Raw genomic sequence first — 12,666 nt, forward strand, 5'->3', positions numbered from 1 at the left:
TCCAGCCGGGCGGTCACAGATGCGGCTCGACGATGGCGCGCAGGTCGACACGCGCCCGCATCCGCGTCGCCAGCATGTAGATGCCGCCGAATTTGCGCTGCAGAAACAGCGTGTCCATCGGGGGGATGCGGAAATACGTATGGTCCTGGGCCATCGCCATGCCGGCTTCGCGCATCTGCACCGCGAGGTCGCTGGCGCCGAAGTCGAACGGCCCGTCCTGCCGCAGCGGCTCGAGCGACATTTCGAAGATCTCAAGCATCGCCTGTTCCAGCCGGGCGGGCGTGTCGCCGGCGAGGAAGCCGATCTCGAGCGCGGCGGCGCGGACGCCCGGACGGTCGCCGGCCAGCCCGGCGCGCAACAGCCGCCGGTAGAGGTCGGCGAAATCCTCCGGGAAGGCGCGGGTGGCGCCGAAGTCGAGCAGCATCACCTGCCCGGTCGCCGGCGAATAGCGATAATTGGCGAAGTTCGGATCAGTCTGCATCAGCCGGAATTCGAACAGCTCGCGGAAAATCAGGCCGATCATCAGCGTCATCACCCGATCGCGCTCGGCCTGCGGCGCGTCGGCGAGGTTGTCCACCGGCACGCCCTCGACGTAACTCATCGCCAGCACGTTCGGCGTCGTCAGGTCGGCGTGCAGCTCGGGCACGCGAAATTCGGGCCGATCGGCGAGCAGCGCGCCGAATGTCGACAGGCATCGGCCTTCCCGCTGGTAGTCGGCCTCCTCGTGCAACTGCCGCTTGGCCTCGGCGATCATCGGCGCGACGTCGACGCCCTTGGGCACCAGGCCGGCCATGCGCATCAGCGAGGCGACGTTGTTCACGTCGGAATCGATGCTGCGGCGCACGCCGGGATATTGCACCTTGATCGCGAGGTCGCGGCCGTCCGTGGTGCGCACCCGGTGGACCTGACCGATCGAGGCCGCGGCGACCGGGTGGGCGTCGAACACCTCGAACCGGCGCTGCCAGTCGCGCCCCCAGGCCTCGGTCAGCACCCGCCTGAGCTGCATGAGCGGCATGTGATGCGCTTCCGAGCGCAGCCGGCCGAGGATGTCGGCGAGCTCGGGCGGCAGCATGTCGCCGGCATCCATCGAGATCAGCTGGCCGACCTTCATCGCCGCCCCGCGCATCTGCGCCAGCCTGTCGGCCACCTTCAGCGCATTGGACGGCGTGAGCAGCAGGTCTTCCATCCGCGGGCGCTGGCCGCGCGCGAGTTGCCCCACCACCTCGGCAGCGACGTTGCCGGCAATGGACGAGGCCAGCCCGCCCAATTGCGCCAGCCGCGACAGCCGCGAACTGGGCACGGCCAACGCTCTCCGCTCGAAGGCTCGCCTCTCGATCGTCCGATGCGGCACGGGGTCTCCCTTCGGGGCAGGCGGGGTGCAGATGGCGCGGAACGAAGCCGAAACCAGCCCCATAGCCGCATACCCCGTTTCTGCTGACGCGGCCTCGCCGTCTGTGACGATGTCACCACCGGCGGCGGTCAGCGAGCGTCAGTGCGCGCGTGCGATAGCGTGGATCGTGCCGCGTCCGCCGGCGAGGTCGGGAACGCGTGCGCCGCTGCCGCGTTCAGCTCCCGTATGCCGGGTGACAACCGGCCGTAACAGGGATGGCGGACGCAGCTCATTTTGCCGGTTTCTGGCTGCGACACCAACGCATCGGTACGCGCTGACGCCTAACCTGTTCCCGGCATGCAACCCGACCGCGCGCGTCGGCGCCGCGGACGGCCCTCAGGATTTCTTCAGAAATTCCGTGCGCAGCACTAGGCCCTTGATCTTGTCGGTGCGGCCTTCGATCTCGTCTTCATTGTCGGTGAGGCGGATGCCGCGGATCACGGTGCCGCGCTTGAGCACGGTGGACGAGCCCTTCAGCTTCAGATCCTTGATCAACGTCACGTTGTCGCCGTCGGCGAGCAGAGTGCCGTTGCTGTCCTTGACCTTGATGTCCATGCGGTGCCTTTCGAGTGCCCTGAGAATGCGCGACGCGCGATGGCGCCGATCAAGCAGGGTTCCGGCGCGCTGGCAATGCTCGAGCGCGCTGCCGGTCGAAACGGTGGCGCGGATCGCTCCGCGCCACCGTGATTCCGATGTGGATCAGAACTTGTAGGTGATGCCGGTGCCGATCAGCCACGGGTCGAGATTGACCTTGCCGGTGACCGGCGTGCCGCCGGCCAGCGTGCCGCTCCATTCCGGACGCAGCCACAGCTTCTTGACGTCGACGTTCCAGCCCCAATGCTTGTCGAACATGTAGTCGAAGCCGATCTGCACGGCCGGGGCGAAGCTGTCCTTGAGGTGGCTCTCGACCACGGTTCCGCCCGCGGCCTTCTGGCTGAAGAAGAAGGTGTAGTTCACGCCGGCGCCGACATAGGGCTTGAACGCGCCGAACTCGGTGAAGTGATATTGCAGCGTCAGGGTCGGCGGCAGCAGCCACGCCTTGCCGACGTCGACATTGGCGAGCGTGCCGGTGCCGGACACGCTGTGCTTGGTGACGCCGAGGATCAGTTCGGCGGCGATATTCTTGGTGAAGAAGTACGAAATGTCGAGTTCCGGCACCAAGGTGTCGGTGGTCTTCAGGCCGGAGCCGGCGACCTGGTCGACATAGCCGGAGTCGCGGGTCACCACGCCGAGCGCGCGCAGGCGGATCATCCAGGGATTCCAGGCCTCGACGACCGGAGCCTTGTAGATCGGCTTGGCGGAAAGATCGGCGGCGACGGCGCTGCTCGGCAGGCCGTTCAATGCCGCCGCCATTGCCAGCGCCGACACTGCAGTCAGAAATTTTGTCATAGGTGCCCCTTGAATGTCGTTGGCGTGAGCTACCGCACACGCTCGCGGTGCACCAATGCCTCTCGGGAACCCGCACGTTTGATCTAGATCAAACGACGAAAGTAGCTGCGGCAGGCTGTCGCGGCGCGTGTTCCGCGGGACACAGTTTCTTCGACCGGCTCGCAACTGAGCTTCAAGTTACGAGCAAACCCGCGCGGCCTCGCGCAATCCGGCAGCGCTCGGGATGAGGCTCGCGTTACGGCCGGCTCGGGTTCTGCATCATGTAGTCGCCGAGATCGCGCTGGGCGCGGTTGGCGCGGGTGACGGCGTTGGAGCGCTGGACGTCGCGGTCCTTGCGGCAGGCGACGTATTCCGGCGAACCGACCGCAACGCCGTTCTGCTTGCAGAACGCGTCGTCGTCGCCGAGATCGGCCGGCGCATCGTAGCGGCTGGCGCATCCGGCGAGCGCGATGGCGATGACGGACAGGGCGATCAGGCGTTTCGTGGTGAGCAACATTCAAGACCCTAAGCGTCCGTCATTCCGGGGCGCGCGGAGCGCGAACCCGGAATCCCGAGGTGTTCGGCGAAGCGAGATTCCGGGTTCGCCGCTGCGCGGCGCCCCGGAATGACCGTTGAGAGGCCGATGCCTGTTTACCGCCAATTGCGGAGTTTGTAAGTCCGCAGCGCGCGCTGCCTCGCTCGGGCGCCCTGCGCTCAGCTATGGCTCTTCAGCGCCGAGGAGATGTCGTCGAGCGCGGTCGGGTCCTCGATCGTGGCCGGCATCGCCCATTCGTCGCCGTCGGCGATCTTCTTGATGGTGCCGCGCAGGATCTTGCCGGAGCGGGTCTTGGGCAGCCGCGGCACGGTGATCGCCAGCTTGAAGGCGGCGACCGGGCCGAGCTTGTCGCGCACCAGCTTGACGATCTCCTTCTCGATCTCGGCGTGATCGCGGGTGACGCCGCTCTTCAGCACGATGAGACCGCAGGGCACTTCACCCTTGATGGTGTCGTTGATGCCGAGCACGGCGCATTCGGCGACGTCCGGATGCGAGGCGAGAATCTCCTCCATGCCGCCGGTCGAGAGCCGATGGCCGGCGACGTTGATGATGTCGTCGGTGCGGCCCATCACGAAGACGTAGCCGTCTTCGTCCATGTAGCCGGCGTCGGAGGTCTTGTAGTAACCGGGAAAGTCGGCGAAGTAGCTCTCGCGGCAGCGCTCGTCCTGCTGCCACAGCGTCGGCAGGTTGCCGGGCGGCAGCGGCAGCTTGATCACGATCGAGCCCATGGTGCCGGCGGGCACCGGCTTGCTGCCCTCGTCCACCACCCGGACGTCGTAACCCGGCATCGGCACCGTCGGCGAGCCGTGCTTGACCGGCAACAGACCCAATCCGACCGGATTGCCGGCGATGCACCAGCCGGTTTCGGTCTGCCACCAGTGATCGATCACCGGCACCTTCAATTGCTGCTCGGCCCATTCCACCGTCGGCGGATCGGCGCGCTCGCCGGCCAGGAACAGCGTGCGCAGTTTCGACAGATCGTATTTGCGCATGAAGCTGCCGTCGGGATCGTCCTTGCGGATCGCTCGAAACGCCGTCGGCGCCGTGAACAGCGCCACAGCGCCGTGCTCGGCGATCACCCGCCAGAACGCGCCGGGGTCCGGCGTGCCGACCGGCTTGCCTTCATACATGATCGAGGTCGCGCCATGGATCAGCGGGCCGTAGATGATGTAGCTGTGGCCGACCACCCAGCCGATGTCGGAGGCGCACCACCACACCTCGCCGGGCTTGACGCCGTAGAGATTCTCCATCGACCATTTCAGCGCGACCAGATGGCCGCCATTGTCCCGCACTACGCCCTTCGGCTTGCCGGTGGTGCCCGAGGTGTAGAGGATGTAGAGCGGATCGGTGGCGTCGACCGCGACGCATTCGGCCGTCTTGCCGGCGGCGAGCGCCTCGGAGCGCAGCTTGCCCCAATCGTGATCGCGGCCTTCGACCAGGTCGCAATCCTGCTGCGGCCGCTTCAGGATGATGCAGGCGTCGGGCTTGGCGGAGGACAGGCCGATCGCCTCGTCGAGCAGCGGCTTGTACTTGACGATGCGGCCGGGCTCGATGCCGCAGCTCGCGGAGAGAATCAGCTTCGGCTTGGCGTCGTCGATCCGGGTGGCGAGTTCTTTCGCCGCGAAGCCGCCGAACACCACCGAATGCACCGCGCCGATGCGGGCGCAGGCCAGCATCGCCACCATCGATTCCGGCACCATCGGCATGTAGAGAATGACGCGGTCGCCCTTCTCCACGCCGAAATCCTGCATCACCGCGGCGAGCGCCTGCACTTCGCGCAGCATCTCCGCATAGGTGAAGGTGCTGATCGTGCCGGTCAGCGGCGAATCGTGGATCAGCGCCACCTGGTCGGCGCGGCCGTTGGCGACGTGGCGGTCGAGCGCGTTGTAGCAGGTGTTGACCTTGGCGCCGGCGAACCAGCGGCCGTACAGGCCTTGCGAGGGATCGAACACTTTGGTGGCCGGCACGATCCAGTCGATCTCGCGCGCGGCCTCGGCCCAGAAGCCCTCGGGGTCGGCCAGCGAGCGGGCATGAACCTCGCGATAACGGCTCTTGTCCTGGATATTCATGGCGTCTGCTCCCATCGATCTCGGGCGGTTTGCCCGCCATGTCCGGCTTTTAGCCGCTGCTGACAACCCCGCCTTTGTTCCTAATCAAGCAGGGGCGCTGCGCCGGCCGGTCGCCGGGCGGCATTGTGGCCGGGTGCGCCCGGGTTTCAAGGCCGAAACGGACACGTCCGGGGGGATACCGAGGTTCGCAAATCCCGGCGTCGGCCCGGAACAGCCTCTATCGGCCGCCGGCCGCGCCGGTCAGTTGCTGCAGCCGCGTCTTCATCGCGGCGCGCAGATCGTAGCCCGGCCGGCCGAACGAGGCGTTGCGGTTGGCGAGGAAGTCGGCCTGCGCACGTTTCAGCGCGCGCAGCTCGGCCGGCTTCGCGCTGGCTTTGTCCTGCAGGATGCGGAGGTGCATCGCGGCGATCTCGCGGTCGAGATTGGCGAGATCGCGATCCCCGCAGATCGCCTTCTCGACGGCGCGGCGGGCGCGTCGGCAGTCGAAGCTCGGCTTGCCGTCGACCGCCTTCTGCACGCCGAGCCGCTCCAGCTCGGTCGCCAGCGCCCTGTGATTGGCGCGCGCGGCGGGGTGATCGCGCCGCAGCTTGAGTGCCGCGGAGAAATCCGCCAGTGCCTTGGGGTGATCGCCCTTGCCGAGCCACAGCTCGCCGCGGGCATTGTGGATATCCGGCTGCTTCGGATCGAGCCGCAGCACGTCGTCGTAATCGGCGAGCGCGCGGTCGATCTGCTGCTTGCGGATGAGCGCGCCGGCGCGCGCAATCAGCGCCTTGATGCGGTCGTCCCGCCCGGTATTGCGTTTGGCGATCAGCCTGCCGCACAACTCGACTGCGCGATCGTCGTCCCGCTGCGCCGCCGCGGCGAGACACGGCGCCGGATCGAGCGTCGGATCGTCGAGATCGTCGACGCCGGTCGCGAGCGCCGGCGCCGCGGCGAGCAGCGCGAGCAAAACACCTGCTGCGGACAACCAACGCATGGATCGATTGGTTCTGCCGTCCAACATGCGATCCGTCATCCTGAGGTGCGCGCGCTCTTGCGCGCGCCTCGAAGGATGAGCCGGCATGGACTCGCTTTCATCCTTCGAGGCCCGCTGCGCTCAGGATGACGGCCGCGACCCATCACTTCAGTTCACCTTCAGCGTCAGGCCGCCGTCGACCACCAATTCGAGGCCGGTGACGTATTTCGACTCGTCGCTGGCGAGAAACAATGCGGCATTTGCGACATCCCAGGCGTCACCCATGTGCCCCATCGGCACCTGCGCGTCGCGCGCGCGCCACATCGCCTCGACGTCGCCGGCGGCGTAGCTCGCCGCCAGCCCCGCGGAATGCGCGACCATCGGCGTCTTCATCAGGCCGGGCAGGATGCAGTTCACCCGGACGTGGTCCTTGGCGTATTCCACTGCGGTGGTGCGCGTCATCGCATTCATCGCCGCCTTCGACGCCGCGTAGGTGACGTAGGAGATGCCGAGATGCCGGATCGAGGCGATCGACGAGATATTGATGATCGAGCCGCCGCCCTGGCGCTGCATGATCGGGACGACGTGTTTCATCGCCAGGAAGGCGCTCTTCAGATTGACCGCGAACACGCGGTCCCACTCGGCCTCGGAGACCTCGACCACGCCGCCGGTTTCGGCGATGCCGACATTGTTGTCGAGCACGTCGATGCCGCCCCAGGCGTCGACGCAGGCTTTCACCATCGCCTCGACATCGGCCGCGCGCGACACGTCGGCGGCGAACGCGATGGCGCGGCCGCCCTCCGATTTGATGATGTCGACGGTCTCCTGCGCGGCGTCGCGATTGCGGTCGACGCAGAACACCTGCGCGCCCTCGCGCGCGAACGTCACCGCGGTCGCCTTGCCGTTGCCCCAGCCCGGCCCGATCGAACCGGCGCCGACCACCAGCGCGGTCTTGCCTTCAAGTCGTGGCATGCGTGTCTTCTTTCGTCGTTGCGTCTTGGGAAGCGTTGTAGCCCGGATGAAGCGAAGCGCAACCGGCACGGCGCACCCTCGCCCCGCCTGCGGGGAGAGGGTGGTGAGCATGTGCGAAGCGCATGCTCACCGGGTGAGGGGGCGTCTCCGCGAGTCGCAGCGCTCGGCTGCGTTGAGGCGCCCCCTCACCCGGCCCGCATCTGACGATGCGGACCGACCTCTCCCCGCGCGCGGGGAGAGGTGAAGACAGCGCGTTGAGAGCGAGCGCTAAGGCACTAGTAGACTACTCGGGACACGCGCTCATCGTCGTCGGCTGCGGGCCGATCTCGTGGCCGATGATCTGCGACAGAGTCCGGCATTGTCCGTCAGCGCACAGTCGCCATTCGCCGGCCAGGCCGGAATTGGCGAGCACCACTTCGCGCAACGGTTTGCGCTTCGGCGTCCATTGAAACCAGCCGTCGACCAGCCGCGCCTCGGGCGGCGGCTCCATGCCGGCGCCGGTGCCCTTGACGCGCGCCTGCACCAGATCGAGCCCCTGCGGCGTGACCCGCCAGTCCTCCTGCCACGCCGTTTTCTCGATCGAGTGCGTCCAGACCAGCGTGAAGGCGGCGACCGCCAGCGTCTTCACCACGCCGGCGGAAGCGAGGCAGAGGTTCACGCAGCCGCCACCGCGTTGCGCGACCGCTGCCGCCATTGCCACGCCACCACCAGCGCCGCGATGGTGAAGCCGACATAGTCGCTGTAGGGAAATTCGCCGAGCAGGCAGACGCTGGCGGCGAAGGCGACGAGCCGCTCGAGCACGTTCATGCGGGTGTACAGGAAACCGATCGACACCATGCCGAACAGGCCGATCGCGATCAGCGCCTTCAACGTGGCGTAGAGCACCGCGCCGTAGAAGCCGAGCTGCGCTGCCATCGGGTCGCCGGGCTGCAGCATCAGCGCCGGTGAGTACACCGCGATGAACGGGATGACGTAGCCGGCGAGCGCGATCCGCATCGCCTCCCAGCCGATCTTGTCAGGATTTTCCTTGGCGATCGGCGCGGCGGCGAGCGCCGCCAGCGCCACCGGCGGCGACAGATCCGCCATGATGCCGTAGTAGAACGCGAACATGTGGCTGACCAAGAGCGGCACGCCGAGCTGGGCCAGCGCCGGCGCGGCCAATGCGGCGGTGATGATGTAGGTCGGGATCGTCGGGATACCGGTGCCGAGCAGGATCGACAGCAGCATGGTCATCACCAGAGCCAGGAACAGGCTCTTCTCGCCGAAGCTGATCACCCAGCCGCCGAACACGGTGCCGACCCCCGTTTGTGTCATCATGCCGATGATGGTGCCGACGATGGCGCAGGCCATGCCGACGGTGAGCGCCGACTTGGCGCTGTCGGCCAGCGAATCGCGGCAGGCCGCCAGCGTGGCCCGGCCGCCGCGGGTGATCGCGGTGAACGCGATCAGCACCGCGACCACCACGATCACCTTCATGATGTCGAGCCCGTCGTTCAGCACCGCGCCGGCCACCAGCGCCAGCCCGATCCAGAACACGTAGCGCAGCACCTGGTTGGAGAAGCCGTGCACGATGCTGGCGCCGAGGATCAGCGCCACCGTCAGCGCCAGCCCCATCGAGCCGGCGTAGAGCGGCGTGAAGCCCTCGAACAGCATGTAGACCAGCGCCGCCAGCGGCAGGATCAGGTACCAGCGGTCGATCACCGCGCGCATCGCGCTCGGGATCTCGGATTTCTTCATGCCGACCAGGCCGTGCTTGCCGGCCTCCAGATGCACCATCCAGAACGCCGAGGCGAAGTACAGGAACGCCGGGATCACCGCGGCCTTGACCACCACCGAATAGTCGACGCCGAGCGTCTCGGCCATGATGAAGGCGACCGCGCCCATCACCGGCGGCATGATCTGCCCGCCCATCGAGGCGGTGGCCTCGACGCCGGCGGCGAAGGCCCGGCGATAGCCGAAGCGGATCATCAGCGGAATGGTGAACTGGCCGACGGTGACGACATTGGCGACGCCGGAGCCGGAGATCGTGCCCATCATCCCCGAGGCGAACACCGCGACCTTGGCGGGGCCGCCGCGGGTGCTGCCGAACAGGCCGAGCGAGACATCGGTGAACAGCTGGATCATGCCGGCGCGCTCGAGGAACGAGCCGAACAGGATGAACAGGAAGATGTAGGTCGCCGACACGTAGATCGGCACGCCGTAGAAACCTTCGGTGCCGAACGACAGATGGGTGACGACCTGATCGAAATCATAGCCGCGATGATTGAACGGCGCCGGCAGATACTGGCCGAGAAACCAGTACAGCAGGCAGACGCCGCACATGATCGGCAGCGCCGGGCCCATCAGCCGCCGCGTGCCCTCGAAGATCAGCACCGCGAGCAGCGTGCCGACCGCGAGGTCGAGATGGGTCGGATCGCCGTCACGCAGGATCAGATCGGCATAGAAGATCCACTGATACAGCCCGCACAGGAAGCCGAGCGCGCCGATCGACCAGGCCACCGCGCGGCCGAAATCGCTGCGCGCGGTGAAATTGCCGATCAGCCCGAAGGTCAGCAGCACCAGGAAGCCGACATGGACGCCGCGCACCACCTGGCTCGGCAGCACGTTCCAGGCCGCGATGACGAGCTGAAACACCGCGAAGGCGATCGCCACCCCATAGGCCAGATGGCGCCAGCCGCGCGGCCCGAACCCGGCTGGAAAGCCGTGCTCGAAATTGTCGAACTCGACTTTCACCGGCGCGGGCGCGTGATCGACCGTAGCCTCAGGCTGCAACATCGACGATCGCTCCCCGCGCGTGGTCTGCCATGTGGCTTGTTATTCCAGCGTCATGGCCGGGCTTGACCCGGCCATCCATCTTTCGAAACATGATGGATGCGCGGGTCAAGCCCGCGCATGACGATGTCGTGCGATGTTCGCCGACGAGCTTACTTCAGCACGCCCTTTTCCTTGAAGTACTTGATCGCGCCGGGGTGCAGCGGAACCGGGCTGCCGGCCGCGGCGGTCTCGAGCTTGATGCCCTTGCCGGCGGCGTGGGCGCTGGCGAGGTCCGGCAGCGAGTCGAACACCAGCTTGGTCATCTGATAGGCGAGATCGTCGGACACCGCGGTCGAAGTGACGAGATAGTTGATCACCGCCGCGGTCGGAACGTCCTTGTCCTGGCCCTTGTAGGTGCCGGCCGGGATCGTTTCGGCGACGAACGGCGGGCCGATCTTGTCGACCACGTCCTTCGGCACCGAGACCACGTTGATCTCGGAGGAGTTGCTGAGATCCTTGAGCGAGGCGACGCCGAGGCCTGCGGATTGCAGCGTGGCGGCGAGCTGGCGGTTCTTCATCAGGTCGACGGATTCGGCGAACGGCAGATATTCGATCTTGCCCATGTCCTTGTAATCCATCCCGGCGGCCTTGAGGATGGCGCGGGAATTCAGCTCGGTGCCGGATTTCGGCGCGCCGACCGACAGGCTCTTGCCCTTGAGGTCGGCGAGCGTCTTGATCCCCGACTCCGCGGTGGCGACGATCTGGATGTAGTTCGGATAGATCGCGCCGATCACGCGCAGCTTGTCGAGCTTGGCCTTGAAGCCGGCCTCAGGATCGCCGTCCCACGCCGCTTTCAGCGAGTCGCCGAGCGTGAAGGCGATCTCGCCGCGGCCCTGCTGCAGCAAATTGAGGTTCTCGACCGACGCCTTGGTGGCCTGCACCTGCGACTTCACGTTCGGAATCTTGTCGCCGTAGATCTTCGCGATCGCGACGCCGAGCGGATAATACACGCCGGACGTGCCGCCGGTCAGCACGTTGACGAACTGCTGGGCGTGAGCCTGCGGCGCCGAAACGAGCACGGCCGCAGCCGCGGCGAAACCCAAAAATCTGGCCTTCATGAACAGTTTTCTCCCCTAGGTTGTTTGGCAGCGAAACTGAACGGCCGGAACGCCGCGGTCAACCCGTCAAATCGGCGGCGGACCGCCGCCCCGGGGAACAAACCGCCAGCGCCGGAAGTTTGCTGCCCTGCGACAGTCCGAGCCCGAGGTGCGCGTGTCCCAGCAGCAAACGCCCGGCCGGCAGCGATCGCTCGATGCGCTCAACTTTTTCCTCGCCGACGTTCGGGACGGGCTCGGCCCGTATCTGGCGATCTATCTGCTCGCGGTGCAGAACTGGAACGAGGCGTCGATCGGCCTGGTGATGGCGATCGCCGCGATCGCGGGGATCGTCGCGCAGACGCCGGCCGGGGCACTGATCGACCGTTCGACGGCCAAGCGCGGCCTGCTGATCGCCGCCGCGACCGTGGTGACACTGGCGTCGGTGCTGCTGCCGCTGTTGCACAGCTTCGAAGCGGTCGCGGCGACCCAGGCGCTGGCCGGGGCGGCCGGCGCCATCTTCGCACCCGCGGTCGCGGCGATGACCCTCGGGATCGTCGGTCCCCGCGCCTTCGCCCGCCGCACCGGGCGCAACGAGGCGTTCAATCACGCCGGCAACGCGGTGGCGGCGACGCTGGCGGGCGTATCGGCCTATTATTTCGGTCCGGTGGTGGTGTTCTGGCTGATGTCGGCGATGGCGGTCGCCAGCATTGTGGCGACGCTGTCGATCCCGGCGAAAGCGATCGACGATCAGGTCGCGCGCGGCCTCGCCCCTATCAGCGGACCTAACGCAGGCGAACCCGCCCGCCACGACCAGCCGTCCGGCTTCAAGGTGCTGTTCACCTGCCGACCGCTGCTGATCTTCGCCGCCGCGACCGTGCTGTTTCATTTCGCCAATGCGGCGATGCTGCCGCTGGTCGGGCAGAAGCTCACCCTGGTGAACAGGGAGCTCGGCACCACCCTGATGTCGGTGTGTATCGTCGCGGCGCAGATCGTGATGGTGCCGGTGGCGATGCTGGTCGGGCACAAGGCCGATGTCTGGGGTCGCAAACCGATCTTCGCGGTCGCGCTCGGCGTGCTGGCGCTGCGCGGCGCGCTGTATCCGCTGTCCGACAATCCGTTCTGGCTGGTCGGGGTGCAGATGCTCGACGGCGTCGGCGCCGGCATTTTCGGCGCGCTGTTTCCGCTGGTGGTGGCCGACCTCACCCGGGGCACCGGCCATTTCAACATCAGTCAGGGCGCAATCGCCACCGCGACCGGGATCGGCGGCGCGCTGTCGACCGCGGTCGCCGGGCTAATCGTCGTCACCGCCGGGTACAGCGCTGCATTTCTCACCCTCGCCGCGGTCGCGGCGCTCGGGCTGGTGCTGTTCGTCGTCCTGATGCCCGAGACCCGCCAGACCGCGCTGCCGCCCATTGGGCTGGCCCCGACCATGCCGGCTGAGTAGGTTGTCGCCGCGCGTTCACGTGGCCGAGTTCACTTGCCGCACCTCAGATCCGCCGATGCAC

The 12,666-nt window shown here is 67.1% G+C and carries 11 protein-coding genes; 1 reads left to right on the plus strand and 10 read right to left on the minus strand.

Going from position 1 to position 12,666, the window contains the following annotated elements; translation table 11 throughout:
- Positions 1 to 13: 13 nt before the first annotated feature.
- The 10 genes from RPB_RS21765 to RPB_RS21810 all read right to left on the minus strand — a co-directional run bounded on the left by RPB_RS21765 (position 14) and on the right by RPB_RS21810 (position 11,182).
- On the minus strand, positions 14 to 1,300 hold the full coding sequence (locus RPB_RS21765) for an ABC1 kinase family protein (protein ID WP_245258275.1): 1,287 nt from the start codon (positions 1,298 to 1,300) through the stop codon (positions 14 to 16).
- A 426-nt stretch (positions 1,301 to 1,726) separates the two neighbouring features.
- Entirely contained in the window at positions 1,727 to 1,945 is a 219-nt protein-coding gene (locus RPB_RS21770) for an alkylphosphonate utilization protein (protein WP_011443194.1), read from the minus strand.
- A gap of 144 nt (positions 1,946 to 2,089) precedes the next feature.
- Positions 2,090 to 2,779, minus strand: coding sequence for an OmpW/AlkL family protein (locus RPB_RS21775; RefSeq protein WP_011443195.1), 690 nt, complete (start codon positions 2,777 to 2,779; stop codon positions 2,090 to 2,092).
- 235 nt (positions 2,780 to 3,014) lie between these two features.
- On the minus strand, positions 3,015 to 3,275 hold the full coding sequence (locus RPB_RS21780; protein WP_011443196.1) for a hypothetical protein: 261 nt from the start codon (positions 3,273 to 3,275) through the stop codon (positions 3,015 to 3,017).
- Between the two features lie 197 nt (positions 3,276 to 3,472).
- Positions 3,473 to 5,383 (minus strand): propionyl-CoA synthetase, encoded by a 1,911-nt coding sequence (locus tag RPB_RS21785; protein WP_011443197.1) that lies wholly within the window; start codon positions 5,381 to 5,383, stop codon positions 3,473 to 3,475.
- Positions 5,384 to 5,600: 217 nt separating this feature from the next.
- Positions 5,601 to 6,359, minus strand: a complete 759-nt coding sequence (locus RPB_RS21790) for a tetratricopeptide repeat protein (protein WP_080507817.1) — start codon at positions 6,357 to 6,359, stop codon at positions 5,601 to 5,603.
- Between the two features lie 147 nt (positions 6,360 to 6,506).
- Complete coding sequence (locus RPB_RS21795) at positions 6,507 to 7,310, minus strand: SDR family NAD(P)-dependent oxidoreductase (protein ID WP_041798411.1); 804 nt, start codon at positions 7,308 to 7,310, stop codon at positions 6,507 to 6,509.
- 283 nt (positions 7,311 to 7,593) lie between these two features.
- Positions 7,594 to 8,004, minus strand: coding sequence for a DUF1850 domain-containing protein (locus RPB_RS21800; RefSeq protein WP_198135136.1), 411 nt, complete (start codon positions 8,002 to 8,004; stop codon positions 7,594 to 7,596).
- The gene (locus RPB_RS21805) at positions 7,965 to 10,085 is read right to left on the minus strand and encodes a TRAP transporter permease (protein ID WP_011443201.1); all 2,121 of its coding nucleotides are present in this window, start codon (positions 10,083 to 10,085) and stop codon (positions 7,965 to 7,967) included. Before RPB_RS21805 ends, RPB_RS21800 begins: the two co-directional genes overlap by 40 nt.
- 149 nt (positions 10,086 to 10,234) lie before the next feature.
- The gene (locus tag RPB_RS21810; RefSeq protein WP_011443202.1) at positions 10,235 to 11,182 is read right to left on the minus strand and encodes a TAXI family TRAP transporter solute-binding subunit; all 948 of its coding nucleotides are present in this window, start codon (positions 11,180 to 11,182) and stop codon (positions 10,235 to 10,237) included.
- A 154-nt stretch (positions 11,183 to 11,336) separates the two neighbouring features.
- Between RPB_RS21810 and RPB_RS21815 the strand changes: the two genes are divergently transcribed.
- A complete protein-coding gene (locus tag RPB_RS21815) occupies positions 11,337 to 12,605 on the plus strand; it encodes an MFS transporter (protein ID WP_041798964.1) in 1,269 nt (422 codons plus the stop codon).
- Positions 12,606 to 12,666 lie beyond the last annotated feature (61 nt).

This window comes from Rhodopseudomonas palustris HaA2, assembly GCF_000013365.1.
In the GTDB taxonomy this organism is placed as follows: domain Bacteria; phylum Pseudomonadota; class Alphaproteobacteria; order Rhizobiales; family Xanthobacteraceae; genus Rhodopseudomonas; species Rhodopseudomonas palustris_J.

What these genes read in the sequence shown, in the direction of transcription:
- RPB_RS21785 (WP_011443197.1), bottom strand. Translation starts at nt 5,383, where the DNA reads ATGAATATCCAGGACAAGAGCCGTTATCGCGAGGTTCATGCCCGCTCG.
- RPB_RS21795 (WP_041798411.1), bottom strand. Translation starts at nt 7,310, where the DNA reads ATGCCACGACTTGAAGGCAAGACCGCGCTGGTGGTCGGCGCCGGTTCG.
- RPB_RS21790 (WP_080507817.1), bottom strand. Translation starts at nt 6,359, where the DNA reads ATGCGTTGGTTGTCCGCAGCAGGTGTTTTGCTCGCGCTGCTCGCCGCG.
- RPB_RS21780 (WP_011443196.1), bottom strand. Translation starts at nt 3,275, where the DNA reads ATGTTGCTCACCACGAAACGCCTGATCGCCCTGTCCGTCATCGCCATC.
- RPB_RS21810 (WP_011443202.1), bottom strand. Translation starts at nt 11,182, where the DNA reads ATGAAGGCCAGATTTTTGGGTTTCGCCGCGGCTGCGGCCGTGCTCGTT.
- RPB_RS21775 (WP_011443195.1), bottom strand. Translation starts at nt 2,779, where the DNA reads ATGACAAAATTTCTGACTGCAGTGTCGGCGCTGGCAATGGCGGCGGCA.
- RPB_RS21800 (WP_198135136.1), bottom strand. Translation starts at nt 8,004, where the DNA reads ATGGCGGCAGCGGTCGCGCAACGCGGTGGCGGCTGCGTGAACCTCTGC.
- RPB_RS21805 (WP_011443201.1), bottom strand. Translation starts at nt 10,085, where the DNA reads ATGTTGCAGCCTGAGGCTACGGTCGATCACGCGCCCGCGCCGGTGAAA.
- RPB_RS21770 (WP_011443194.1), bottom strand. Translation starts at nt 1,945, where the DNA reads ATGGACATCAAGGTCAAGGACAGCAACGGCACTCTGCTCGCCGACGGC.